This is a genomic window from Paraburkholderia sp. GAS32 (genome assembly GCF_050434225.1).
Lineage (GTDB): Bacteria > Pseudomonadota > Gammaproteobacteria > Burkholderiales > Burkholderiaceae > Paraburkholderia > Paraburkholderia madseniana.
This window is the reverse complement of the sequence record NZ_JBNPVS010000002.1, coordinates 389,608-413,921: the sequence shown is the minus strand read 5'-3', so window position 1 is coordinate 413,921 and position 24,314 is coordinate 389,608. Positions and strand designations below refer to the sequence as shown.

The following is a 24,314-nucleotide window of genomic DNA, read 5'->3' as shown; positions in this document are numbered from 1 at the left end:
TTAGCGTCGATCAGCTATCCGATCGCGCATCGATCCGTTCAGGCATGGGCCGGCTGTTCCGCCGACGGCGCCGCGCCCTCGCGGTCGCCGAACAGGCCCGCCATCCAGCGGCCGATTTCCTCGGCATTGGTCGCCCCCGTGGCACGCACCGGCGAGAGTCTGCCGCCGGCCAGCACCGCGATGCGATCGCAGATGTCGAACAACTCCTCCAGTTCTTCGGAGATCACCAGAATCGCCACGCCGCGGGCGGACAGGTCGAGCAACTGCTGACGAATAAACGCTGACGCGCCGACGTCGACGCCCCAGGTCGGCTGCGCGACCACCAGTACTTTGGGCGCCTGCAGAATCTCGCGACCCATGATGTATTTCTGCAGATTGCCGCCGGAGAGGCTTTGCGCCAACGCTTCCGAGCCGCCACAACGCACGTCGAAGGCTTCGATGCAACGCTTGGCGAAGGCACGCATCGCGCCCGCCTTGATCCAGCCGGAATTCACCATCTGCTGTCGATGCGCGGTGAGCAGCGCGTTTTCCGACAAGGTCATCGCCGGCACTGCGCCGCGGCCGAGGCGCTCTTCCGGCACGAAACCAAAACCGAGCGCGCGCCGGCCGCCTGCGCCGAGGCGCCCTGCCGCCTTGCCGCAGATCGTGACCGCATCGGCACGCGTGCCGCGCTTTTCACCCGAAAGCGCCGACAGCAATTCGGCCTGACCGTTGCCCGACACACCCGCGATGCCGAAGATCTCGCCTGCATGCACGCCGAACGACACGTTATTGAGCGACGTGCCGAATGGATCGTCGCTTTCCACCGACAACTGCTTCACGTCGAGCAGCACCGCACCCGGCGTGTGTTCACGGCGCGTGTAATCCGGCAGCGAATGGCCGACCATCAACTGCGCGAGCGACGCATGCGTTTCTTCTTTCGGCTTCACGTGACCGGTCACGCGACCGCCGCGCATCACCGTCGCTGTGTCGCACAGTTCCTGGATTTCGTCGAGCTTGTGGCTGATGTAGAGGATGCTGCAGCCTTCCGCCGCGAGACGCCGCAGCGTCTCGAAGAGCTTGCGGACCGCTTGCGGCGTGAGAACCGAAGTCGGTTCGTCCATGATCAGAAGACGCGGATTCTGCAGCAGGCAGCGCACAATCTCGACGCGCTGCCGCTCGCCCACGGTCAGGCTATGCACGTGACGTTGCGGGTCGATGTCGAGGCCGTAGTCGGCGGAGACTTCGCGGATGCGTTTCGAGAGTGTCTTCAGATCGAAGGGTTCGTCGAGCGCGAGCGCGATGTTTTCGCCGACCGTGAGCGTCTCGAACAGCGAAAAATGCTGGAACACCATGCCGATACCGAGCTTGCGCGCGGCCGCCGGGCTCGCGATCTCGACCGGCTGGCCTTCCCAGCGGATCTCGCCGGCGTCGGGCCGCACCGCACCGTAGATGATTTTCATCAGCGTGCTTTTGCCGGCGCCGTTTTCGCCGAGCACGGCATGGATTTCACCCGGCGCGACGATCAACGTGACGTCGTCGTTGGCGCGTACGGCCGGGTACTGTTTGGTGATGCCCTGAAGCATCAACCGGGGCGCCGCCTGTTCCGGCCTGTTTGCCGGCTGCGCGGCGGCGCCGTCGCTATAAGAAGAGTCGCTCATGTGATTCCGTAGTACGTCAGAGACTGCCGGTCGCAGCGCGTCCGCCCGCCCTGTCAGCAGACGATCCGTCACCACAACCGGATGACAATACCTAAATCGACCGGCTCAGTCGAGCCGTCAAAATTCCCCGCAAACCCCCGTCGCAGCGTGCTCTGCGGGTATCCCACTCTTGACGTGGTTTTGTGTTCATATTAAAAGCCATATATACCCACGCCCGTTCGATCAGCCAGAACATATATTTCGGAGAAGTCATGAGTCAGCAACGCGAGGCGATCGATACGTATCTATTACGCGTCTTGCACACCCTGTTGATGGAACGCAGCGTCACGCGCGCGGCCGTCAAACTGAATCAATCGCAACCCGCCATCAGCGCGGCCCTGCGCCGTTTGCGCGACATCACCGGCGACCCGTTGCTGGTGCGCGGCAAATCCGGCATGGTGCCGACCGAGTACGGCCTGCGCCTGCTCGAACCGGTGCAAAACGCGCTGCGCGAGATCGAACGCATCAAGTTCCAGCAGCACAACTTCGATCCCGCCACGTCCATTCGTTGCTACCGGATCGGCTGCCCGGACTACCTGAACGTGCTGTTCGTGCCGACGGTGGTGGAACGCTTTCGTCAGGCCGCGCCGAACGCGACGCTCGAGTTTCACTCGCTCGGGCCGGCGTTCGACTACGAACTCGCGCTCGAGGACGGCAAGCTCGACATCGTGGTCGGCAACTGGCCGGAACCGCCGGAGCAATTGCACCTGTCGAACCTGTTCGTCGATCAGATCGTCTGCCTGATGAGCAACGCGCATCCGTTCGCCAAACGTGGCGGGTTGACGCTCGACCAGTACCTGAATGCCCCGCATCTTGCGCCTACTCCTTACTCGGTGGGCCAACGCGGCGCGATCGACGTGCATCTCGCGCGCGAACGGTTAAAGCGTCACGTGGTCGTCACGTTGCCGTACTTCAATCTGGCGCCTTACGTGCTGATCAAGTCCGATCTGATCTTCACGACGACGCGCCTGTTTGCCGACTACTACGCCAAGTTTCTGCCGCTGACCGTGGTGCCCGCGCCGCTCGATTTCCCGCCGATGCAGTACTACCAGTTGTGGCACGAGCGCGTGCATTACTCCGACGAAGTGCGCTGGCTGCGCAGTCTGGTTGCCGAGGCGACCAAGACGTTGATCGACAAGCCTTAATCTTTGCTATGTGCTCTATCGGCATCCAGTCTTTGTGGATGCCGATAGAGCTGCTTCTTCTACTTCGCCCTTACGCCATCATCAGGCTGCCGCTTCGTAAAGCGTCTTTGCCAACCGGTTGTGCTGCTCGATGACCGGTCCGAGTTCCAGCGTCGTTAATTGACCATTTTTCACCACCACCTTGCCGCCGATCACGCTATGGCTTACCTGCGACGGCGCGCAGAACACCAGTGCCGCGACCGGATCGTGCAACGCGCCCGCAAACAGCGGCTGACGCAGATCGAAGGACACGAAATCCGCCGCCATGCCCGGCGCCAGTGCGCCGATGTCGTCGCGATTCAGCACCTTCGCGCCGCCTAACGTCGCGATCTCCAACGCTTCACGCGCGGTCATCGCATCCGGCCCGAAACCGACCCGCTGCAGCAACAGCGCCTGGCGCACTTCGGCGACCATTTGCGCGCCGTCGTTCGACGCCGAACCGTCGACGCCCAGGCCCACCGGCACCCCGGCGAGGCGCATCCGCTTGACCGGCGCAATCCCCGACGCCAATCGCATATTCGAACACGGGCAGTGCGCAACGCCGGTGCCGGTGCGGGCGAACAGCTCGATGCCCGCGTCGTCGAGTTGCACACAGTGCGCGTGCCACACATCGTGACCGACCCAGCCGAGGTCTTCCGCATATTCGGCCGGCGTCATGCCGAACTTCTCGCGGCTGTACGCGATGTCGTTGACGTTCTCCGCCAGGTGCGTGTGCAGCGACACACCATAGTGCCGCGCCATCACCGCCGATTCGCGCATCAGATCGCGACTCACCGAGAACGGCGAGCACGGCGCGACCACGACACGCAGCATCGCGTAGCGTCCTTCGTCGTTGTACGTCTCGATCAGCCGCTGCGTGTCCTTCAGGATGTCCGCTTCACGCTCGACCACCGAATCCGGCGGCAAGCCGCCGTCCTTCTGCCCCACGCTCATGCTGCCACGCGCTGCATGAAAACGCATGCCGATCCGCTGCGCTGCGACGATGCTGTCGTCAAGGCGGCTGCCGTTCGGGTAGATATACAAATGGTCGCTCGAGGTCGTGCAACCGGACAGCAACAGCTCGGCCATCGCCGTCAAGGTCGAGACTTCGATCATCTCCGGTGTGAGGTTCGCCCACACCTTGTAGAGGTTGGTCAGCCAGCCGAATAGCTCGGCGTTCTGCGCGGCCGGAATCGCGCGCGTCAGGCTCTGATACATATGGTGGTGCGTGTTCACCAGCCCCGGAATCACCAGATGGCCGCGCATGTCCAGCACTTCGTCGGCCGTTTGCGGCAATTCCGCCGTCGGTCCGACCGCGACGATGCGGTTGTCCTCGATATACATGCCGCCGTCGCGCAGTTCGCGCCGGGCGCCGTCCATCGTGACCAGCACGTCCGCGTGCTTCACCAGCATCGTTTTCTTAGGCTTGTTTGGCTTCATAGCCACCTGCTCCATCGTCATTCGTTTCTCCGCTTCATTGCTTCCGTGCAAAGCCGTTCGAACGCGATGGGACGGCACGCCAACCGCGCCGCCGCGTCCCGTCGAACGCCGTTGGCCCGGTTACCCAGCGTATTTCCGCCGTCTTCGGGGTGTGCCGCGCTTCACTTGTGTTTGCTGCGGCGCACAGGTGTAACCTTCAACGGTCAAAATAATGCTGACAACTCGCGCCAGCGCGATACCCAACCTCACGCTGTCGATATAGTGGGCCTTTTTTGGCGCCGGTACGATCCGCCGGTGAATGAAATGCACGGCAATAGTCGAATGAATCGACTCAAAGTGGCTTTCAACAGGCTGTCTGTCATGCGCCAGGTATTATCTTTCCTATCTCGCGCGCGCTGACGTGAACATCCTTTTTACAATGGCTGCCACGGCGCTCGCTTCAATTCGCCGACGGGTATGTAGCCACTGACGTGGAGCCTCGATCCGCCGCAACGTATTCTGGATCGGGCCGCCGCCGAAACCTCGCATTCACATAAGGAAAATTGCGAATGGGAAAGCTCACTACCCACGTGCTCGACACCGCGAACGGCCGTCCCGGCGCGGGCATCAAGGTCGAACTCTTCGCGCTCTCCGGCGACACCCGCCGCGCGCTCAAAACCACCACCACCAATGACGACGGCCGCTGCGACCAGCCGCTGCTCGAAGGCGACGCATTGGTCCCGGGCGAATACGAACTTGTGTTCGGCGCCGGCGACTACTTTGCATCGATCGGCACGAAAGTGCCGGAGCCGCGTTTTGTCGATCGCGTCGTGTTGCGCTTCGGCGTGGCCGATGCCGGTGCGCACTATCACGTGCCGCTGCTGGTATCGCCGTGGTCGTACAGCACCTATCGAGGCAGCTAAGCCGAACGGAGCGTATTGATAGGCGTTGGAGGAAGACGAGGTTGAAGTCGCGCTGTATTTGCGAGCGCGCCCGATTGCACTGTGCGGATCTTTGGAGACACCCGCGAAGCGCAATCGAACGCGAGCGACTCGACCCGAAGTTCCAATAAAAAACGGCGCTGTGCGAACTGAGCGCACCGCGTCTCTCACCCCGCAGTCTGCGCAGCGACACCGTGCATGCCGACGACCCGTCAGCCGGGTCACCGAAGGCGTAATCAAGGCACAAGCGTCGTTGCGCGTACAACGAATCAGAAGTGGAGGAGTTTCATGGAAGGCTTTATCACTGACTGGCTGAACCTGGCATTGCGCTGGTTCCACGTCATCGTCGCCATCGCCTGGATCGGCGAATCGTTCTATTTCGTCGCGCTCGACAACAGCCTGAAACCGCCTACGGACCCGAACCAGCGCAAGCGCGGCGTGTTCGGCGAGTTGTGGCACGTGCACGGCGGCGGCTTCTACAACATGCAGAAGTACACCGTCGCGCCGCCGGAAATGCCGGACGACCTGCACTGGTCCAAGTGGCCGTCGTACACCACGTGGCTGTCGGGCGCGAGCCTCTTCACGGTGCTGTATCTGCTCTCGCCGTCCACGTACCTGATCGACAAGAACGTGCTCGACATGGGCCCGGTGGTCGCAGTTGCTTCGGCACTCGGCTTCCTCGCTGCAGGCTGGATCGTCTACGACTCGCTGTGCCGTCTGCTCGGCAATAAAGACAAGGTGCTCGGCATCTGCGTCGGCATTTATGTGGTGATCGCGGCGTACCTCGCGTGCCATATCTTCGCGGGCCGTGCGGCTTACCTGATCATGGGCGCGATGCTGGCAACGATCATGTCGGCGAACGTGTTCTTCGTGATCATCCCGGGTCAGCGCAAGATGGTTGCCGCGATGCTCAAGGGCGAAACGCCGAACCCGATCTACGGCAAGCGCGGCAAGCAACGTTCGGTGCACAACACGTATTTCACGCTGCCGGTGGTGTTCGCAATGCTGTCGAACCACTACGCGATGACATACACGAATCGGTACAGCTGGGTCGTGCTCCTGATGATCATGCTGGCCGGCGCGCTGATTCGCCAGTTCTTCGTGATGCGTCACCGTGGCCAGGTGCTGTGGTACTTGCCGCTGGTGGGTATCGTGCTGATGTTCGCCGCCCTCTTCTCGACGATGCCGAAGCCGATCGTGCCGCAAGCGCAGGCCGCGAACGCGCCGACGGTCAAGGTGGCCGATATCGCGCCGGTGCTGCAACAACGCTGCGTGGCATGTCACTCCGCTCATCCCACGATGATGGGCAGCGCCCCGTCCGGCGTGTTGCTGGACACGCCGGACGAGATCTCGCAGAACGCGCAGCGGATCTACCAGCAGGCCGTGACCTTGAAGGCGATGCCGCTTGGCAACGTCACGCACATGACCGACGACGAGCGGATGAAGATCGCCGCGTGGTTCGAAGGCGGTGCGGTGAAGTAAGGCGCTGGCCGGGTGTTGCGCCCGGCTTTGCAAAGCATGAAGCGGGCTTTTCGCGTGAGCGGGAAGCCCGTTTTTTTGTTGGTCATTCGGTCCGGACGGCTTGTCAGAATGACAAGGGAAGTTGTAGCCCGTGAGACACAAAACCATAAGAACAAATTGTGTCTCATGGGCTACAACATGGCTAAAATCTACCGATTTGACGCTCCGGGGCTACAAATGACCAATCTCGCTGACGTATCGAACATGCTGAAGGCCGTTCGGCGCGAAAGTCACCTGTCTCAAGAGGAATTGGCGCGCCGCGCGGGCGTCGCGCGTACCACCGTCGCGCGTATGGAAACGCTGGCCAAAAACGATATGAGCGTGTCGGTGCTCGTGCGCCTGCTCGAAGCGGCCGGCTACGACCTCAAGTTCGTCGCCCACGGTCACGGCCGGACGCTCGAAGATATCCTGGCTGAACAACGCATGCCGGTCGCGAACTCATGAGGCTCGACGTACGAGCTTGCGTCCCGCAGTGCGATAGTCCGCAAATGAAAAAAAGCCCACAGCGTGCACTGTGGGCTTTTTTATAACCAGCTTGCTCAACGTACTACGCTAAAGCAAGCTAAGACAACGACCTCAAACGGTCACCGCGCTCAACGCATCTTCAGTCAGCCAGAGCGACTCGGCCAGATCCTGCTCGTTCAGGTTCAACCCGTCGCCGCCACGATCGACGACGATAAAGTCGCTCACGTCGCTCAATGCAATCAGCGGATGGTGCCAGACGCCCTTCGCATAGTTCACACCTTGCCAGCCGCTCGTCACGAACGCGCGAATCTGCTTCGGGTCCAGCTCGCCAGCCGGGGCCACGACCACCAGATACGGTTTGTCGTTCAGCGGCACGAAGGCCTGGCTGCCCAGCGGATGACGTTCGAGCATCTTCACTTCGAACGGCAACGTGCGCGGCTGACCGCGAAACAGGTTCACCAGCGCGCGGCCGTTCTCGTCGGTCACGTCCACTTTCGCAAGGTCGTGATAGCGGATCGTGGTGCCGAGGTTGATCGGAATCTGCTTCGCGCCTTCGAGTTCGACCACGTCGCCGAATGCGGCGAACGCTTCCTTCGTCAAGGGTTCGATCGCCAGCGTTTTCATGATACGAGCGTGCCCCACAGACGCAGACGCGATACGCCGCCGTCCGGAATGATGTTGAAGCGCACGTGCGTGACCGGACCCAATGCGGCGATTTCGCTTTCGAAATAGTGCTGGTTGTCCATCTTCAGCTTCTGTTCACCCAGCAGCACCGGCCAGAACATGGCTTGCGTGATCAGCGAGCTGTCCGTGCCGCCCGTCACATACGCGGCCTGGATCGAGCAACGGTCCGGATAGTTGCCCTTGAAGTGAGCCGTATCGACTTCGATCTTCTTGATCACGCCCGGTTGCGCCAGCGCGACGATCGCCCAATCGTTGCCCGGTTCACGGCGGCGACGCGTTTCCCAGCCGTCGCCCATGTTCACACCGCGGCCCGGCATCAGAATCGTCGATGCAGCGCCGAAGTGCTGGTTGTTCGCCGCGACCAGATACGCGCCGTTTTCCATCGCGGCCAGATCGAACTGCTCCGTGCGGCTTGCGCCTGCCCAGTCGACTTGCGGCTGGCCATACACACGCAGACGCGCAATACCGCCGTCCGGGTAAATGTTCACGCGCAGGTGCGTGTAGGCGTTCGCGTCGCTGACTTCGTGATAGTGGTGGCTGTTGCCCTGCAGCGTGGTCGACGGGACGATTTCGGTCCATTGCGTCGACTGGTTCGGCACGCCGTCCACGACGCGCGCAGCCTCAACCGAAGCCGCCGGCGGGAAGTTGCCCGTGAAGTGGCTGGTGTCGAGGTCGAGACCCTTGATCACGCCCGGACGCGCGAGCTTCACGACGCACCAGTCGTAGCCGTTGGCGCGCTTGCGGCGCGTTTCCCAGCCGTCCATCCACTTGCCGTTGTCGTCGTACTTGCCCGGAATGAAGACGGCCGGCTCCGGATTCAGCATGCGTTCCTTCGGTGCGAAGAAATCGTCGCTGGCCTCGAGCGCCTGCGCGCCCAGACGCGGGTCCGCCAGGTTCACATAGCGGCGCGTGAATTCCGGTGCGTTGGGGTCGAGAATCGGGAGTGCCATCTTTGTCTTCCTTAATGTTTGTTGGTACTGAAAAAACGTTTCGGTTCGAGGTCCGCGACGCGTAGTTGAAGCCTTACGCGTCGATCAGGTCGTCGAGCCGGAAACGTGCGATGCGGTAGATCTGATCGAGGCTCGCGCGCAATTCGTCGGCGCGGCTGTTGTTCACGCGCGCCTCGAAGTTCGCGATGATGCCGTGGCGGTCGTAGCCGCGCACCGCGAGGATGAACGGAAAGCCGAACTTCTCGCGATAGGCGCTGTTCAACGCCAGCAGCCTGTCGAATTCTTCCTGCGTGCACTGGGCAAGGCCCGCGCCGCTCTGCTCTCGCGTGGATTCGGCCGTCAGCTCGCCGCGCACGGCAGCCTTGCCGGCGAGCTCCGGGTGGGCGTTGATCAACGCCAGTTGCTTCTCTTCGCCCGCAGTCTCGACGATGTTCGACATCTTGCTGTGCAGTTCGTCGATGCTGGCAAACGGCCGTTGCTGCGCGGCAATTTCCGCGACCCACGGCGAGTGCTCGAAAATGCCCGACAGCGCTGCGACGAACGCGTCGGTCGAGGTGCTGTTGAGTTGATCCAGAGTGTATTGCATCGCCTTCATGCCGCTGCCCCGCGGTTGTTTTGTTGGTAAGGGTGATGTTCGCGCCAGTGACGCGCGATATCGACGCGCCGCGTCACCCACACGCGATCGTGCTGTTCGATATGGTCGAGGAAACGTTGCAGCGCGCGGAAGCGCCCCGGACGGCCGAGCAGACGGCAGTGCATGCCGATCGACAGCATCTTCGGTGCTTCGTCGCCTTCTTCGTACAGCACGTCGAATGCGTCGCGCAGGTACGTGAAGAAATGGTCCGCGGTGTTGAAGCCTTGCGGGCTTGCAAAGCGCATATCGTTCGTGTCGAGCGTGTACGGCACGATCAATTGCGGGCTCTTGGCTCCGCCCGTCACTTCGACATCCAGCCAGAACGGCAGATCGTCGCCGTAGTAATCCGAGTCGTACAGGAAGCCGCCGTATTCGGCGACCAGACGATGCGTGTTGGGACTGTCGCGACCGGTGTACCAGCCGAGCGCGCGCTCGCCGGTGATGCGTTCGATCGCTTCCATTCCGAGGCGCATGTGTTCCGCCTCTTTTTCCGGCGACACGTCCTGATAGTGAATCCAGCGATAGCCGTGACAAGCGATCTCATGGCCGAGCTCGACGAAAGCGCGGCCCAGGTCAGGATGCCGTTCGATCGCCATGCCGACGCCGAACACCGTGAGCGGCAGGCCACGTTTTTCGAATTCGCGCAGGATGCGCCACACGCCTGCCCGCGAGCCGTATTCGTAGATCGACTCCATGCTCATGTGACGGGACGGATACGACGCCGCGCCGACGATTTCCGACAGAAACTGTTCCGAGCCCGGATCGCCGTGCAGCACGCAGTTCTCACCGCCCTCTTCGTAGTTCAGGACGAATTGCACCGCGACGCGCGCTCGACCCGGCCAGTTCGCCTGCACCGGGTGGCGGCCGTAGCCGATCAGATCGCGTGGATAGTTCGAGTCGAGTGGCATGGTTTGACGAAAGCGTGGAGACGGACCGTAAAATTCGCGCGGCACTCACGTGACATGCACGTGGGATTGCGTGCGTTCTGCATGCGGGTGTGTGCGTTTGCCTTGCAAGCAGGCCGGCCGGCGCAGGCGGAAACAGCCCTGAAAAAGCGGCACCAGAAGCATCAGCAAAACAGCATTCAGGTACCAGCGCCGAGTGGGACCAGTGTAGCGAAAACACCCGGGTGCGCCCATACACCCGGGCAGATAGTGCGTGTCAGACTGGATGTATGTGCGAAGCCGGCCCCACCGGGCGTTCCGTGGTGTTTACCCGCAGTAAACCACTCGAATTTGCACTTTCCGTGGCGCTTGCGGCCGAACTGCGCGACGGCTGCGGATTTGGGTCCGCATCGGTCGGACTGAAGGCTTCCAGTGCGCCGTCGTAACGCTTGGCCAGCGGCCGCGCATAGTCGCCCCGCTTGGCTGTCGACAGCCGCAGCGCGACCAGTGCCTCGGTCCATTTGACCGCCGCCGTCACGCCCTCGATCACCGGCGCGCCCAGCGCATCTTCGATCTCCGCGCACAATTCGGCCATGCCGGCGCAACCGAGCACGATCGCGTCCGAACCGTCCTCCTCCAGCGCGCGCCGGCATTCGTCGAGGATGATGCGGCGCGCCGCCGAGCCGGGCTTGTCGAGATCGAGCACAGCGACATCGGTCGCGCGGACGTTGCGGCAGAAGCGCTTCATGCCGTAGCGCTCGGCAAGATGCCACGCCATGCCGCACGTGCGCGCCAGCGTGGTCACCACCGAAAACCCGGGCGCCAGCACGCTTGCGGCGTGCATCGCAGCCTCGGCGATGCCGATCACCGGACCGCGCGCCAACTCGCGCGCCGCGTATAAACCGGGGTCGCCGAAGCAGGCGATCACGTACCCGTCGCAGCCCTCACGTTCGCCGGCAATGACCTCGGCCAGCAAACCGGGCGTTGCGAGCGCTTCGTCGTAATAGCCTTCGATCGAGGGCGGCCCCATCGTCGGATTGACCGCGATCACTTCGGTGCCGGGCGCGGCGACATCGCGTGCGCAGCGGCCCATCGCCTCGGTCATGCGTTGCGTCGTATTCGGATTGATCAGTTTGATGCGCATAGCGACTCCTGTTGCGGCACTGACTCAGCGAGCCAGCACGCGGTAGAACACAGCACCCAATCCAGCCCCGATGAACCACGAGAAATTGGCCAGCCCGTCGAGCGTCGGCACCATCACGCAGATCACGGCGATGACCGCAGCCGGCAACAATGCAGCCACGGCGCGGTAGTTGACACCATTTTTGTACCAGTACGAGCCGCTCGGCGAGACCGAGTAAAGATCATCCAGCACGATCTTTTGACGCTTCACGAGGAAATAATCAACGATCAGGACACCATACAGCGGTCCAATGAAACTGCCCAGTACGTCGAGCGTGTAGTGAATCACCGCCGGATTGTTGAACAGGTTCCACGGCGTGATGAAAATCGACGCCACCGCCGCGAGCATGCCGCCCGCACGCCAACTGATCAGACGCGGCGCGACATTCGAGAAGTCGAAGGCCGGCGACACAAAGTTAGCGACGATGTTGATGCCGATCGTTGCAATCGTGAAAGTCAACGCACCGAGAATCACCGCAGTCGGATAGTCGATACGGCCCACCGTTTCGACCGGGTCGGTGATCAGTTGGCCAAACACCGGCAGCGTCGCCGCGGTTGTAACCACCGTCACCAGCGAGAAGGCGAGGAAGTTGACCGGCAAGCCCCAGAAATTGCCGCGCCGCACGCTGCGAAAACTTTTAGCGTAGCGCGAAAAGTCGCCGAAATTCAGCATCGGTCCGGAGAAGTACGACACCACCAGCGAGGTCGCCGTGATCATCACCGGCACCACTTCCATACCGTGATATTTGACACCGCCCAGGTTGATGCCGATGTTTCGCCATCCTGCGCGATACACCATGTAGCCCGCGAGAATGAACATCACCACATAGACCGCCGGGCCGGCGAAGTCGATGAACTTCTTGATGGTCTCCATGCCGTGCCAGAACACCAGCGCCTGCAGGACCCACAGCAACATGAAACCGGCCCAGCCCAAGGTGGAGAGACCCATGAAACCATGGTGATGCATGTCCGCATACGGCAACAGTTGCGGGACGAACTTCAGCACCACGATTACCAGCGCACTCGAAGCCAGATAAGTTTGGATTCCATACCATGCGACCGCGATCAGGCCGCGAATCACGGCAGGAATATTCGCACCAAGCACGCCGAACGTTGCGCGGCAGGCCACCGGATAAGGCACGCCGTTCGCCTGACTCGGTTTGGCAATCAGGTTGCAGAGCAGGTTGACAATCGTAATGCCGACCAGCAGCGCGATCAGCACCTGCCAGCTCGTCAGCCCAAGCGCGAACAGACTGCCCGCGAACACATAGCCGCCTACGCTGTGCACGTCCGACATCCAGAACGCGAAGATGTTGTAGGCACCCCAGGTTTGATGACGCAGCGGCGCCAGATCTTCGTTGTACAGCCTCTCGCTGTAGCCTGCTGGTGTCGACGGATCGCTGGGCGCGCCATCGTCTGCGTATGTGGGAATTGCGGGACTACTGGGCGCTGCACTGAACTGAGCCATGATTCCTCCTTGGGATAGGGACCATCGATAGCGAATCGAAGGACGTTGCATCGGCCATGCCAGCGGCCCTCTTCTCCCCGATCGGAAAACGGGAGGTTCGAGCCGATTGATTAACCGTGCCGCGGATGTCTCCGTACTTGATGTACTTGTGGTTATCGCACCGCCTGTCGCCGCGAATTCCCGGCGATGCGTTACTACTCCAAGGCTGTCATCCCGTGACGGCCACGCGTGCGCAAGCCGGCAGCGCTCACGCAGAGCCGCCTTGCAACGCCTGATTCGGTTCAGTTCAATTCAGTGCGGCGCGCACCGGCAACGGGCGCGCACCGGCCGCCTGCCTCAGCCCGGCGCGGACTTGGGTCTAGCTGCTTCCTTCGACGCGCCGCCAAGGGCGCCAAACACTTCATGCAGATCGGCCGCGCCACGTGCGGGGCGCTCCAGCATCTTCAACTCGACGCTTTGCAAATGGCGCGACATCAGTGCCGCCGCCTCTTTTGCATCGCCGGCGTCGAGCGCGGCGAGAATCGCTTCATGGTCCTCGAACGAGCAAGGGCTGCGTCCGAGCGACTCGTACAGTGCCGAAATCAGCGTGGAGCGCGCCACTAGTCCGTTCAGGCAGTCGCACAGCACCGCGTTGCCGGTGAGCCCCGCCAACTCGGTATGGAACTCGCCCGACAGGCGAATCCACGCCGGAAAATCACGTGTTTCGAACGCTTTGCGTTCACGGCCGATCATGCTGCCGATGCTCTTCAAACGGCGCAGGCCGTGACCGCCGCAAATCTTTTCAACCACGGCCAGTTCGATGATCCGGCGCATTTCGAACACTTCATGCACTTCCTGCAGCGACGGGCTGGCAACAAACGCACCACGATTCGGTTCGAGGTCGACGAGGTGGTCGGTCGCCAGCTGCGCGAGCGCCTGCCGGATCGGGCCGCGCTTCACGCCGAATACTTCGCATAACTGTGCTTCTGTCAGCTTGGCGCCAGGCGCTAGCCGATGCTCGAGGATCGCGGCGCGGATGCGCTCGGCGATCGTTTCGGCTTTCGGACCATTCGCGGCGGCGGAATCTGTGTCGGACATGATGTGCGTCTCGGTATGTTGGTCATCATAGGATGGACATAAAAATTGTCAACAATTTTTGCTTTTAATTTCGACAATCTGGATGCCCTGACCATGCTGTGGCTTGGCGGACAGCCAGCGCAGGCCTTACTCAGCTTCAATACCAGTTTAATTAATGTATGGGATGGTCGTCTATTGGAGACGGGTTTTGTCAACAAAGTGAAGGACCTCCATGGGGCCGTTCTGTTGCGAGTTGCCCTGAAAAGATGACCGTTAGTTGCGTATGCGACTCAAAAAGAAAGCGGGCAAACGCCCGCTTCCCTATCCCACGTCGTTTCAGGCAAGTGTCGGATAGCCCGATAACGACAGTTTGAACCCATGCGCGTTGGCGACGAGGTGCGCGTCAGCGCCGACCGGCAGCGTCAGCATGTTGGGAATATGGCCGAATTGCAGACCGGTAATGACCGGAATCCCGATCACCGATCGCATCTGCTCGATCATTGCGTGCAGATCGTAGCCGTTGTCGTACTCGTACGGGTTGCCGCCGGAAAAATCGCCGAGCACAAGCGCCTGCTGCTGCGCGAGGATGCCCGAGAGGTGCAATTGATAAAGCATCCGCTCGAGCCGGAACGGCTGCTCGTTGACGTCTTCGAGGAACAGAATGCCGCCCTGCACCGGCGGCATGTACGGCGTGCCGATCAGCGATGTCACCACCGCCAGATTGCCGCCCCACAACATGCCCGTCACGTCGGTAGTCTGCGCTTGCGGCACATTGCTCGTCACCGTCAGGGTCGGCCGGGTCAGCGCGGACCAGAAGTGCTGCATGGTGAACTCGCTCACATCTTCCGCGCCGAAGTCGCTCATCAGCATCGGGCCGCCGAAAGTTTTCACGCCGGCGCGTGCCAGCAAAGCAAGCTGCACCGCGGTGAAATCGCTATGCCCCACCAGCGCGACCGGCTGATCGGTCAACCGCCGTTGCAGCCCTTCGTAGTCGAGTCCGTGCAGAATGCGCATTGCGCCGTAGCCGCCACGCACGGTCAGCACGATGTCGGGCAACGCACGTGAGGGGTCCGCCAGCCGGTTCAGATCGGCTGCACGCTCGCCGTCGGTGCCGGCAAAGCGCAGGTAACGGCGCCTTGTCGCCTCCACACCTTCGACCCGATGCCCCTGCGCATGCAAGCGATGCAACGCGCGATGCAACACCTCGGAATCATGCGGATACCCGGACGGTGCGATCAACTCAATGGTGCGATGGACGGTCATCGGCAAGACCTGTAGGACGTTGTTGTTTTAGAGCGGCTCAGCCGGCCCCGGTTCGCTGCGTGCTTCGGCGTGCGCGTCGATGCCTGCGCCGAGATGGACTTCAGCGTGTGCCTCGCTGCACGCTGTGGTGCGCACTTCGACGTGCGTTTCGGCGTGCGCGTCTGGGTGTGCTTCGCTGCTTGCAACGGCGTGCGCTTCGCCCCGTGCCGCCGCGCGTGCTTCCCGGCTAGCGCGCCGCCGCTCAGCAAAGAACGATTTCAGCGCGGCACCGCATTCGGTTTCGAGCACGCCGCCAGTCACCGTGGTGTGGTGGTTCAACTGCGGATTCGCGAATGCGTCGACGACACTGCCGCACGCTCCGGTTTTCGGATCGCGCGCCCCGAACACGACGCGTGCGATACGCGCGTGCATGATCGCACCGGCGCACATCAGGCAAGGTTCCAGCGTCACATAGAGCTCGCAGCCCGGCAGACGATAGTTTTCGACAGCTTGCGCGGCTGCGCGCAAGGCGATCATTTCCGCATGTGCCGACGGGTCGTGCGCCCCGATCGGATGGTTGAATCCTTTGGCGATGACTTCGTCGCCCCGCACGAGCACCGCGCCAACCGGCACTTCGCCGGCTGCGCGGGCCTCTTCGGCAGCGGCCTGGGCGAGCGCCATAAAGCGACGATCACGCTCCGACACAGGCGCTGTGGGTGATTCCGCTGCGGGTGATTCCGCTGCGGGTGATTCGTCAGGTGTTGGGGTATCGATCAGCATTGTGGCGGCCGCTGCTGGCGTTGGATCACTCGCCGCGGACGCTGGAGCATCGGGATCAACGGACCCGGTCTGGGCAGCCGGCAGTGTTGCCGCCTCAGCCGATTCGCCGGACTCGACAGACCCCGGACCTGCCGAGGTGGAGCGGACAAGCGGCTCGCTCACTGCGAACCCGCATCGGCCATATTGAGGTTGCCGACGCGCTCCGACAGCCGCTCGGCAATACGGCGGCAGTACTCGCGCGGCAGGACCAGCGGGCCGCCGCGCAGCGATTCAAGCGCCATATCGAGCGCCAGCATGCGCGCCTGGAGACGGCAGCGGGTGCTCCGGTCGCTCACGGCGTTCAGCTCCGCCTGCAGGTCGCGCAAGGCGCGCAACTGCTCGACAGCCGGCGGCACGAAGCCCGCATTCTTCAAAATCCGGTTGGCGACGCGCACTTCCTCCGGAACCAGTGCATCGTCCTCGAGAGGCAGCGGCGCGCCCGCGCCCGGCAAATCATCGAACTCACCGCGCGCGGCTGCGGCGGCAATACGCTGTTCGACTAACGCATCAAGCAATTTCATCTGCAGTCCACTACGTTGCGGCCCAAGCATTCTATCAGGGAGCGCGCGACGATTCGGGCTGTCTGACCGACGAATCCCCCTGGTTTTCAGATTCTGCGTATTTGAGGGGCGCATGGCGTGAATTAGGGTGGAGGGTTGCCGGCGCCGCTGCTTCGCACCGGAAAAACTTACGAATATCTTTCGGCATGCACCGCGAAAACGGCCACTCGGCCCTGCCATTGCCCCATTCATGGAGTCCACTTACGTTATGCGATCCGGAATCACCGACCACCACTTCGACACAGCACCTCCAGCTTGCGCCGCACGCGGCGATCCGCGCCTTGGCGCATTGACGGCGCGGCTTCGAAAGCGCGCTTGCAAACGATATCTGCGCGCGACAATGATGGCCATTGCCATGTCGGTCGCGCTATCAGGCTGCGGCGTGTTTTGCGGAGGTGCGGGTGGAAGCGGCGGCGGCTTTGCCGGCGGCTGCGCAACCGGCGTGCGGTTCTAGTCCGGCGCTACGCCTTCGCGATTCATCATGAACGTCCCACCCCTGCGCCGCAACGCATCCGCCTCCCTACGGCCGACGCGAACCCGCACATTCACCCAGCCGCCAATGACCAACGCGCCAGAACGACATGCCGGGTGCGGCCGAGCAGGCTGTGCACCAGCGCAAACTCCCGCACGTTCCAACTGACGGCTTCGACAGGACGAGTTGCGATCCAGGGCATGCCGTAAGCGAGGGTCACGTGCGGGACGTACGGCGTAGTCGGCGAGACCGCACGATCCTCAAATCCAGCGTTCTGCAATGCCAGTCCAAGCGTATCGTGAAGCGCGCGGAGTCCAACGACGCCCTCGCCTCCACCCAACACCAGCGGCCCCGGCCGCGGCTTCACCGCAAAACTGAGCGCACTGTCGAACTCGACGCTAAAAGGCTCCATGCTGACCGACGCGGCCGCGTTCATGGCTGCATCGACGCGCGCCGGCGGCAAGCCGCCCGCGAAATTCCCGAGGTGCAGCAACGTGACGTGCAAGCGGTTGGCCGCGAGAGGTTTGCTCTTCGAGCGCGTCTCTGAGCAGAGCTGCTGCGCCAGCTTCGAGATGCCCGCCGCCGTGCGCGCATCTGGAACGACGGCGAAGAACAGGCCGTCTGTCGGCACAGGTGGCGCCTCGAGCCCCGGCAGCCAGAGTTGCTCAGGCATGGCGCGCCTGAATGGGTGACGCAGACATTTCGAAGAATCTCCTCGCATCGATGCGGGCTTGGCCACGCATCTGAAAATTTTCATGACTCGACGAGGCGGGGCGAGACGAGGTTCGGCACACCCCATGTCCCCGCGCCTGTTCACGCCCAATGGACTTGCGCCCACTGGCCGCCCACGCACGATACTGTACATTCATACAGTATCGATGACAACGTGGAATCGCTCAAAACGCAGGAAGTACTGGCCGACGCAGCGAAATGCCCTGGCTTTTGAGCATGCCCGGCACACGAAAAAAAGGCGCCGCAGCGCCCTCTTCCGTGCCTTCAAATCATCCCGGACGCCGGCTCGGCCGGAAACGAAACCGCCGCTGGCAAAGCTCACCTGTGCGCGCTCGTCCCGAGAACCGCGCAGGGCAGCCGCAACTGGAACGTCCGCCAGCTAAAACCGGTATCCAAGTCCAAGAAAGACGATCACCGGATCCGCCGTGATGTGCGTCTTGTTGGACAACACCGTCTGACCGTTGGCAGCCACGGCATTGACCGTCGCATTTGTCTTGAGAGACAGATAGGTCACCGACGCAGTCGCGTACCAGTTCTTGCTGATGTTGTAAGACGCGCCCGCGACGAACGCGGGATTCCATGACGGACTGAGCGATGCCGTCACCTGTCCGCCCGGCCCTGCAATCTGCTGCAACGCGCCACCGAATGTTGAATTGAGATTGGTATGCGAGAACCAGGTATAGTTCACGCCGACACCGACGAACGGACGCAGCTTCGCCTGCGCGTCGAAAAAGAAATACTTCAGAAACAGAATCGGTGACCACGACCGGGTGGTAGCGAGCGGCCGCAGATTCCCCAGATTGAGCGATGGCCCGCCAGCACCGAATGGCGCGGCCTTGCCCTGCGCAAAGAGCTGGAGCTTGGGCGGTATGCCCGCCGCCAGGTCAACGGCAATATTGTCCGTGACAAAATACGTGTTCGAGAACTCCAGGGTGAACGTGTTATGTATCTGACCACCCGTGCCCGTTGACGTGAATGTGCCCAGAGCCGAACTGCTCTGCAACGATGTTGCGGAAGACGGGGCAAAGTCGAGCCAAACTCCACCCACGCTGGTTATGAGACTGCCTGCGCTCTGCGCCATTGCGCTACTGGTACATATCGCGCCTGGTATTAACGCAAGGCACGCAATTTTTTTAAACATATCCCCTCCACTTTATTTCGCATTACATATCAATAATTTTGTATCGACGCCTGTTCTTGCAGCACCTCTTGCATCGCCGCTCAGAACTGCTCGATTGGGAGGCTCGACCCGCCCGATGCCCCGCTGCGGATCGCTTCCAGAAGCGCATTCGCTTTGGGCAAGATTTTGTCGGCGTAGAAGCGCGCAGTGGCGAGCTTGGTGTGATGAAAGTCCGGATCCTCGTTCGCTGCGATTTTCACTGACGCAACGAGCGCTGCGCGCCCCATCTGCCAGCCGCCGCACACGTAGCCGGTGAGCATCAGATAGTCGACGGAACTGGCAAGCGCGGCATCGGGCTGAGTCGCCAATGCTTGCAGCATCCAGGCGGTGGCATCTTCAAGCGCCTGCACACCGGCCGCGAGTGCCGCGCCCACGGAGGCCACTTGCGTATCCGTGCTGCGCGTGAGCTCCAGCGCGGCCTCACGTATCTCCGCAACAAGATCGGCCATCCCCGCGCCCTGATCTGACGCGAGCTTGCGACCGGCAAGGTCCGCCGCCTGAATGCCTGTGGTGCCCTCGTAGATCGGCGCGATCCGTGCGTCGCGCAGAAACTGGCATGCGCCCGTCTCTTCGATGTAACCCATCCCGCCGTGCACCTGCACGCCCGTCGACGCGATCTCGACGCCCAGCTCCGTGCACCACGCCTTCAACACGGGGATCAGAAGATCGACACGCACCTGGCGACGTGCGCGCTCACCGGCGTCCGGGTCACGGTGCGCGCGGTCCATGTCCGCGGCCATCACGTACGCGAAGGCACGCATCGCTTCGATCTGGGACTTCATCGTCATCAACATGCGCCGCACATCCGGGTGATGGATGATGGCCACGGCGCCACCCGATTTGCTGGACGCGAGCCGTCCCTGAACGCGTTCCTTCGCGTATTCACGGGCCTGCTGATAAGCGCGTTCCGCGATCGCGAGTCCCTGGATACCCACCTTCTGCCGCGCCTCGTTCATCATCGTGAACATATGCGCGAGGCCTTTGTTCTCCTGCCCCACCAGATAGCCAATCGCCCCGCCCTGATCGCCGAAGCTCATCACGCAAGTCGGACTCGCGTGAATGCCGAGTTTGTGTTCGAGGGACACGCAGTGCACGTCGTTGCGCGAGCCCGGCGATCCATCGGCGTTGAGGAGGAATTTCGGCACGAGGAACAGCGAGATGCCGCGCACACCTTCTGGTGCGTCGGGCGTGCGCGCCAGCACGAGGTGAATCACGTTATCCGTCATATCGTGATCGCCCCACGTGATGAAGATCTTCTGGCCGGAGAGGCGATAGTGATTCCCGTCAGGTACGGCCTTGGAGCGCACGGCGGCGAGGTCCGAACCGGCTTGCGGCTCGGTCAGGTTCATCGTGCCGGTCCACTCGCCGCTGACCATCTTCGGCAGATAGCGTGCTTTCAACTCATCGGAACCATGCTGCCGCAACGCCTCGGTGGCGCCGGCGGTCAACAGCGGACACAGCGCGAACGCCATGTTGGACGAGTTCCACATCTCCACGGTCGCTGCCTGCAGGAGTTCGGGCAGCCCCTGGCCACCGAACTCGGGGTCGCCGCTCAGGCCGCTCCAACCGCCGGCAACGAACTGCCCGTAGGCAGCCGAGAAACCGTCGGCAGCCACCACGCCATCAGGCGTCAGCCGCGCGCCCTGTTCGTCGCCCGGCTTGTTGAGCGGCGCAAGCACTTCAGTCGCAAGCCTTGCGGCCTCCTCGAGTACCGCCTCGGCGAGTTCCGGCGTCGCCTCCTCGTAGCCCGGCAGCGAAGACAACTCGCCGAGCTCCGCCAGTTCCGTCATCACGAAACGCATGTCGCGCAGCGGCGCAATATAAGTGCTCATCATGTACTCCCGCATTAACCCTGTTGCAATTTGTCCAGTTCGCGGGACAACTCCGGCAACACCTTGAAGAGGTCGCCCACGATCCAGTAATCGGCGACCTGAAAGATCGGCGCCTCCTCGTCCTTATTGATCGCGACGATCACCTTCGAGTCCTTCATCCCGGCCAGATGCTGGATCGCGCCGGAGATGCCGACCGCGATATACAACTGCGGGGCGATGACCTTGCCGGTCTGACCCACCTGATAATCGTTGGGCGCGAAGCCGGCATCGACTGCGGCGCGCGACGCGCCAACCGCCGCGTTGAGCTTGTTGGCAATGTCATCGATCAGCGCGAAGTTTTCGCCGGAGCCCATGCCGCGGCCGCCGGAGATCACGCGTTGCGCGGACGTCAGTTCCGGGCGTTCCGAACGGGTGAGTTGATGACTTACGAAGCGCGAGCCTGGCACCTCGGCGGCCGGCTCCAACGCTTCGATCGCGGCTGTGCCCCCTTCGGCGGGCGCGGCCGCGAAGGCCGTCGTGCGAACGGTAATCACCTTGATCGGGTCGGCGCTTCGCACCTTTGCCAGCACGTTGCCCGCGTAAATGGGGCGTACGAACGTATCGGCGGATTCGACCGCACTGATCTCAGAGATCTGCGCCACGTCGAGCAACGCGGCCACCCGCGGCATCACGTTCTTCGCGGTCGTGGTTGCGGGTGCGATCACGTGGCTATAGTCAGCAGCAATCTTCACGACGAGCGCCGCCAGATTCTCGGCCAGCGCATGGCCGTAATGCGCGGCGTCGGCGAAACGAACTCGGGTGACGCCGGCAATGCGGGCCGCCTGTTCGGCGACTGCCGCGCTTTGCGAGCCGGCCACGAGAACATGAATGTCGTCGCCGAGTCGGGCGGCGGCAGTAACGGCATTCAGGGTCGCTGTCTTGAGCGCCTGATTGTCGTGCTCTGCAATAACGAGTACGGGCATTTTTCTCCCCTTGTGTTAGATAACGTGGGCGACGTTATGCAGCTTGTCGATCAGTTCGGCTGCATCGGCGACGCGAATGCCTGCCTCGCGTTTGGCGGGCTCCGCGAGCCCGAGCGTGGTGAGCCGCGGCTTGACGTCGACACCGAGCGCGTCCGGCGTCACCACATCGAGCGGCTTCTTCTTCGCCTTCATGATGTTGGGCAGCGTGGCGTAGCGCGGCGTGTTCAAGCGGAGATCGGCGGTAATGACTGCCGGCAGATCGACTTCGATCGTTTCGAGGCCGCCGTCGATCTCGCGCGTGACCGTGGCCTTGCCCGCTTCGATCGCGACCTTCGAGGCGAATGTCGCCTGCGGCCAGCCGAGCAATGCCGCGAGCATCTGGCCGACCTGGTTCGAGTCATCGTCGATCGCCTGCTTGCCGAGCAGCACCAGTTGCGGCTGCTCCTTATCCACTAGCGCCTTCAGCAACTTCGCGACCGCGAGCGGCTGCAACTCCGCATCCGTGTCGACGAGGATGGCGCGGTCGGCCCCCGTCGCCAGCGCGGTGCGCAGCGTTTCCTGGCACGCCTGTACGCCACACGAAACCGCGATCACTTCGCTCACGACGCCGGCTTCCTTGAGGCGCACGGCCTCTTCAACACTGATTTCGTCGAATGGGTTCATCGAGAGCTTCACGTTGGCGATGTCGACAGCGCTGCCGTCGGCCTTTACGCGAACCCTCACATTCGCGTCGACGACGCGTTTAACAGGAACAAGTACTTTCATTGCCTACTCCATTTGAAATTGCTTAGGGTTTGCCGCGCACCGTCACGGCGTCTCGGCAAACACGCTGTTACGCTGGCCGTCGAACATGTCGACCAGATAGCGTTCAAGCGGTTTTTCCGACGCTGTCTTCGGTATCTCGGGCACCACCTGCAACCAGGAGATGACCGAACTCGCTTCCAGCTTCGCGCGGCATGCGCGGAATATCTGCTGCGGGTCGAAACGGGCCGCGTCCTTGAGCACCACGGCCGCGACCACATCCTTCTCGCCGGGCGCGCCCGACGCGGCCTTCACGCCGTACACGTAGACGTCTTCGACCAGACCCGATTCGGCGATCACCTTCTCGATCGGCGCCGGATTGATGAACTCGCCGTTGTGGCGAATACCGCCGCCTTTGCGGTATTCGAAGAAGAGCCAACCGTTCTCGTCTTCGCGTACGACGTCGCCCATATACAGCCAGCCGTCCCTGCACTTCTTCGCCGACGCTTCCGGATTGCCGAAGTATTCGACCTTGAACGGCGAGCCGTCCGCCGGACGGAACAGCAGTTCGCCGGGCACGCCGGGCGCGCAGTCGTCGCCGTCGTCGTCGACAATGCGGTGCCTGAGAATCGGCGCCGGCTTGCCGATACTGCCCACCGGGCCGACCCCGAGCGGCTTGACCGTGATCCCGCCTTCTGCCGCGCCGTAGAACTCGACGATCTGCACGCCGAAGCGCTGTTCGAAGGCCTTCCAGATCGCCGCGGGCATCCCCGCGGATATCACGAAGCGCACGGGGTTGTCCGCGTCATCGGGTTTGTTCGGCTCGCTGTAGACCGCCGTGGTCATGCCACCGAGCAGCGTGAACGTCGTACAGCGGTACTTGCGGGTGATGTCCCACAGACGCGACTTCGTAAAACGGCGCGACAGCACGGCGCGCATACCGGCGGTGAGCGAAGCGCCCAGCGTCACGATCTGCGCGTTGGCATGCGTGAGCGACAGTCCCGAATACGGCCGGTCGCCCGGCACGTAGCCAAACAGCGCCGACACCGCCGCCGAGGTGCCGCAATAGCGGCGGTGCGTCATGACGATGCCCTTCGGATCGCCCGTAGTGCCGGACGTGAAGATCAACTGCATTGCGCTGTCGGGATCGCGGGCCACGATCGGCAATTCGGGCACCTGCTCCGGCAGCAACGCGCGGTATGACGACACGCCCGGGATATCAGCGAGCGGCTTCGCGCCCTCGTCAGTTTCAAGCCCGATCACCCAGGACAGTTGCGGGAGCGATGCGCGCACGGCAAGCAGGTTGTCGAGCGCATAGTCAGCGGCGATAACGCCGCGGCATCCTGGGCTGTCGAGCATGAAGGCGAGCTTCTCGCCGCGTGCGCGCGGATCAATCGGCACGAACACCGTGCCCGAAATCGACGCCGCGACCATCGCGTCGATAAACTCCGCGTGATTGGCCATCAGCAGCGCGAAGTGCTCGCCGGGTTGCAGGCCCTGATCGATCAACACCTGTGCGAGCCGCTGGCCGTTCTCCCACAGTTGCCGGTATGTGCGCACCTCGTCGCGCCGCACGCCGGCGCCTTCGATGGTCAGCACGTCGAGATCCGGCATGGTCTCGACGCGGTTGGCGAGCAACGCGGCCAACGTGGTTTCGGGTGTGGTGCTCATGACGCCCTCTCTCCTTGCAGATGCGGTTCGGTCTTGCGCGTGCACGAAATCTGTCGC

Annotated in this window: 23 protein-coding genes; 5 read left to right on the top strand and 18 right to left on the bottom strand. The window is 62.5% G+C overall.

The features are described from left to right. Positions 1-38: 38 nt before the first annotated feature. Positions 39-1,640 (bottom strand): ABC transporter ATP-binding protein, encoded by a 1,602-nt coding sequence (locus tag P3T25_RS03830; protein ID WP_266236693.1) that lies wholly within the window; start codon positions 1,638-1,640, stop codon positions 39-41. A 251-nt stretch (positions 1,641-1,891) separates the two neighbouring features. On the opposite strand from P3T25_RS03830, the gene P3T25_RS03825 reads away from it, so the two are divergent. Beyond that, on the top strand, positions 1,892-2,824 hold the full coding sequence (locus P3T25_RS03825) for a LysR substrate-binding domain-containing protein (RefSeq protein ID WP_012433318.1): 933 nt from the start codon (positions 1,892-1,894) through the stop codon (positions 2,822-2,824). 81 nt (positions 2,825-2,905) lie between these two features. Here the strand turns inward: P3T25_RS03825 and P3T25_RS03820 are convergent, their stop codons facing one another. Further along, entirely contained in the window at positions 2,906-4,303 is a 1,398-nt protein-coding gene (locus P3T25_RS03820) for an 8-oxoguanine deaminase (RefSeq protein ID WP_429357526.1), read from the bottom strand. A 527-nt stretch (positions 4,304-4,830) separates the two neighbouring features. Here P3T25_RS03820 and uraH point away from each other — a divergent pair. The 3 genes from uraH to P3T25_RS03805 all read left to right on the top strand — a co-directional run bounded on the left by uraH (position 4,831) and on the right by P3T25_RS03805 (position 7,167). Then, positions 4,831-5,184, top strand: a complete 354-nt coding sequence (uraH, locus tag P3T25_RS03815) for a hydroxyisourate hydrolase (RefSeq protein WP_074283346.1) — start codon at positions 4,831-4,833, stop codon at positions 5,182-5,184. A 306-nt stretch (positions 5,185-5,490) separates the two neighbouring features. After that, the gene (locus tag P3T25_RS03810) at positions 5,491-6,684 is read left to right on the top strand and encodes a urate hydroxylase PuuD (RefSeq protein WP_429357525.1); all 1,194 of its coding nucleotides are present in this window, start codon (positions 5,491-5,493) and stop codon (positions 6,682-6,684) included. 216 nt (positions 6,685-6,900) lie between these two features. Then, the gene (locus P3T25_RS03805; protein ID WP_429357524.1) at positions 6,901-7,167 is read left to right on the top strand and encodes a helix-turn-helix transcriptional regulator; all 267 of its coding nucleotides are present in this window, start codon (positions 6,901-6,903) and stop codon (positions 7,165-7,167) included. Positions 7,168-7,299: 132 nt separating this feature from the next. Here P3T25_RS03805 and P3T25_RS03800 read toward each other — a convergent pair whose 3' ends face one another. The 7 genes from P3T25_RS03800 to P3T25_RS03770 all read right to left on the bottom strand — a co-directional run bounded on the left by P3T25_RS03800 (position 7,300) and on the right by P3T25_RS03770 (position 14,067). After that, on the bottom strand, positions 7,300-7,812 hold the full coding sequence (locus tag P3T25_RS03800) for an ureidoglycolate lyase (protein WP_429357523.1): 513 nt from the start codon (positions 7,810-7,812) through the stop codon (positions 7,300-7,302). After that, a complete protein-coding gene (gene alc / locus P3T25_RS03795; RefSeq protein WP_429357522.1) occupies positions 7,809-8,822 on the bottom strand; it encodes an allantoicase in 1,014 nt (337 codons plus the stop codon). The genes P3T25_RS03800 and alc overlap by 4 nt, the downstream gene beginning before the upstream one ends. A gap of 73 nt (positions 8,823-8,895) precedes the next feature. Beyond that, the gene (gene uraD, locus P3T25_RS03790; RefSeq protein WP_106351861.1) at positions 8,896-9,417 is read right to left on the bottom strand and encodes a 2-oxo-4-hydroxy-4-carboxy-5-ureidoimidazoline decarboxylase; all 522 of its coding nucleotides are present in this window, start codon (positions 9,415-9,417) and stop codon (positions 8,896-8,898) included. Next, positions 9,414-10,364, bottom strand: coding sequence for an allantoinase PuuE (gene puuE, locus P3T25_RS03785; protein WP_429357521.1), 951 nt, complete (start codon positions 10,362-10,364; stop codon positions 9,414-9,416). Before puuE ends, uraD begins: the two co-directional genes overlap by 4 nt. 253 nt (positions 10,365-10,617) lie before the next feature. Further along, on the bottom strand, positions 10,618-11,484 hold the full coding sequence (locus P3T25_RS03780; RefSeq protein ID WP_154566194.1) for an aspartate/glutamate racemase family protein: 867 nt from the start codon (positions 11,482-11,484) through the stop codon (positions 10,618-10,620). Between the two features lie 24 nt (positions 11,485-11,508). Beyond that, positions 11,509-12,990 carry an NCS1 family nucleobase:cation symporter-1 gene (locus P3T25_RS03775; RefSeq protein ID WP_429357520.1) on the bottom strand — a complete coding sequence of 494 codons (1,482 nt, stop codon included), beginning with the start codon at positions 12,988-12,990 and terminating at the stop codon, positions 11,509-11,511. 336 nt (positions 12,991-13,326) lie between these two features. Next, positions 13,327-14,067, bottom strand: a complete 741-nt coding sequence (locus tag P3T25_RS03770) for a GntR family transcriptional regulator (RefSeq protein WP_054035315.1) — start codon at positions 14,065-14,067, stop codon at positions 13,327-13,329. A 45-nt stretch (positions 14,068-14,112) separates the two neighbouring features. Between P3T25_RS03770 and P3T25_RS03765 the strand changes: the two genes are divergently transcribed. Then, a complete protein-coding gene (locus P3T25_RS03765; protein WP_154566191.1) occupies positions 14,113-14,316 on the top strand; it encodes a hypothetical protein in 204 nt (67 codons plus the stop codon). Positions 14,317-14,382: 66 nt separating this feature from the next. Here the strand turns inward: P3T25_RS03765 and ldcA are convergent, their stop codons facing one another. From ldcA to P3T25_RS03720, 9 genes are all read right to left on the bottom strand, one after another. Then, on the bottom strand, positions 14,383-15,309 hold the full coding sequence (ldcA, locus tag P3T25_RS03760; protein WP_429357519.1) for a muramoyltetrapeptide carboxypeptidase: 927 nt from the start codon (positions 15,307-15,309) through the stop codon (positions 14,383-14,385). Between the two features lie 27 nt (positions 15,310-15,336). After that, complete coding sequence (gene tadA / locus P3T25_RS03755) at positions 15,337-16,068, bottom strand: tRNA adenosine(34) deaminase TadA (RefSeq protein WP_429357518.1); 732 nt, start codon at positions 16,066-16,068, stop codon at positions 15,337-15,339. Positions 16,069-16,226: 158 nt separating this feature from the next. After that, positions 16,227-16,628: a DnaJ family domain-containing protein gene (locus P3T25_RS03750; protein ID WP_154566189.1), complete on the bottom strand. Its 402-nt coding sequence runs from the start codon at positions 16,626-16,628 to the stop codon at positions 16,227-16,229. Between the two features lie 584 nt (positions 16,629-17,212). Beyond that, positions 17,213-17,812 (bottom strand): 2'-5' RNA ligase family protein, encoded by a 600-nt coding sequence (locus tag P3T25_RS03745; RefSeq protein ID WP_154566188.1) that lies wholly within the window; start codon positions 17,810-17,812, stop codon positions 17,213-17,215. A gap of 438 nt (positions 17,813-18,250) precedes the next feature. Beyond that, complete coding sequence (locus P3T25_RS03740) at positions 18,251-18,874, bottom strand: OmpW/AlkL family protein (RefSeq protein ID WP_429357517.1); 624 nt, start codon at positions 18,872-18,874, stop codon at positions 18,251-18,253. Positions 18,875-19,092: 218 nt separating this feature from the next. Further along, positions 19,093-20,883 (bottom strand): acyl-CoA dehydrogenase C-terminal domain-containing protein, encoded by a 1,791-nt coding sequence (locus tag P3T25_RS03735; protein ID WP_429357516.1) that lies wholly within the window; start codon positions 20,881-20,883, stop codon positions 19,093-19,095. A 14-nt stretch (positions 20,884-20,897) separates the two neighbouring features. Further along, a complete protein-coding gene (locus P3T25_RS03730; protein WP_266257797.1) occupies positions 20,898-21,845 on the bottom strand; it encodes an electron transfer flavoprotein subunit alpha/FixB family protein in 948 nt (315 codons plus the stop codon). Positions 21,846-21,860: 15 nt separating this feature from the next. Further along, the gene (locus P3T25_RS03725; protein WP_429357515.1) at positions 21,861-22,610 is read right to left on the bottom strand and encodes an electron transfer flavoprotein subunit beta/FixA family protein; all 750 of its coding nucleotides are present in this window, start codon (positions 22,608-22,610) and stop codon (positions 21,861-21,863) included. A gap of 42 nt (positions 22,611-22,652) precedes the next feature. Next, positions 22,653-24,257 (bottom strand): AMP-binding protein, encoded by a 1,605-nt coding sequence (locus P3T25_RS03720; protein ID WP_429357514.1) that lies wholly within the window; start codon positions 24,255-24,257, stop codon positions 22,653-22,655. Positions 24,258-24,314 lie beyond the last annotated feature (57 nt).

Excerpts from the sequence above, each read along its gene's own strand:
- P3T25_RS03750 (WP_154566189.1), bottom strand. The coding sequence starts at position 16,628 with ATGAAATTGCTTGATGCGTTAGTCGAACAGCGTATTGCCGCCGCAGCC.
- P3T25_RS03730 (WP_266257797.1), bottom strand. The coding sequence starts at position 21,845 with ATGCCCGTACTCGTTATTGCAGAGCACGACAATCAGGCGCTCAAGACA.
- P3T25_RS03800 (WP_429357523.1), bottom strand. The coding sequence starts at position 7,812 with ATGAAAACGCTGGCGATCGAACCCTTGACGAAGGAAGCGTTCGCCGCA.
- uraH (WP_074283346.1), top strand. The coding sequence starts at position 4,831 with ATGGGAAAGCTCACTACCCACGTGCTCGACACCGCGAACGGCCGTCCC.
- P3T25_RS03780 (WP_154566194.1), bottom strand. The coding sequence starts at position 11,484 with ATGCGCATCAAACTGATCAATCCGAATACGACGCAACGCATGACCGAG.
- P3T25_RS03775 (WP_429357520.1), bottom strand. The coding sequence starts at position 12,990 with ATGGCTCAGTTCAGTGCAGCGCCCAGTAGTCCCGCAATTCCCACATAC.
- P3T25_RS03825 (WP_012433318.1), top strand. The coding sequence starts at position 1,892 with ATGAGTCAGCAACGCGAGGCGATCGATACGTATCTATTACGCGTCTTG.
- uraD (WP_106351861.1), bottom strand. The coding sequence starts at position 9,417 with ATGAAGGCGATGCAATACACTCTGGATCAACTCAACAGCACCTCGACC.
- P3T25_RS03720 (WP_429357514.1), bottom strand. The coding sequence starts at position 24,257 with ATGAGCACCACACCCGAAACCACGTTGGCCGCGTTGCTCGCCAACCGC.
- tadA (WP_429357518.1), bottom strand. The coding sequence starts at position 16,068 with ATGCTGATCGATACCCCAACACCTGACGAATCACCCGCAGCGGAATCA.
- P3T25_RS03745 (WP_154566188.1), bottom strand. The coding sequence starts at position 17,812 with ATGCCTGAGCAACTCTGGCTGCCGGGGCTCGAGGCGCCACCTGTGCCG.
- P3T25_RS03725 (WP_429357515.1), bottom strand. The coding sequence starts at position 22,610 with ATGAAAGTACTTGTTCCTGTTAAACGCGTCGTCGACGCGAATGTGAGG.
- P3T25_RS03820 (WP_429357526.1), bottom strand. The coding sequence starts at position 4,303 with ATGACGATGGAGCAGGTGGCTATGAAGCCAAACAAGCCTAAGAAAACG.
- P3T25_RS03830 (WP_266236693.1), bottom strand. The coding sequence starts at position 1,640 with ATGAGCGACTCTTCTTATAGCGACGGCGCCGCCGCGCAGCCGGCAAAC.
- P3T25_RS03735 (WP_429357516.1), bottom strand. The coding sequence starts at position 20,883 with ATGAGCACTTATATTGCGCCGCTGCGCGACATGCGTTTCGTGATGACG.
- P3T25_RS03770 (WP_054035315.1), bottom strand. The coding sequence starts at position 14,067 with ATGTCCGACACAGATTCCGCCGCCGCGAATGGTCCGAAAGCCGAAACG.
- ldcA (WP_429357519.1), bottom strand. The coding sequence starts at position 15,309 with ATGACCGTCCATCGCACCATTGAGTTGATCGCACCGTCCGGGTATCCG.
- puuE (WP_429357521.1), bottom strand. The coding sequence starts at position 10,364 with ATGCCACTCGACTCGAACTATCCACGCGATCTGATCGGCTACGGCCGC.
- P3T25_RS03805 (WP_429357524.1), top strand. The coding sequence starts at position 6,901 with ATGACCAATCTCGCTGACGTATCGAACATGCTGAAGGCCGTTCGGCGC.
- alc (WP_429357522.1), bottom strand. The coding sequence starts at position 8,822 with ATGGCACTCCCGATTCTCGACCCCAACGCACCGGAATTCACGCGCCGC.
- P3T25_RS03810 (WP_429357525.1), top strand. The coding sequence starts at position 5,491 with ATGGAAGGCTTTATCACTGACTGGCTGAACCTGGCATTGCGCTGGTTC.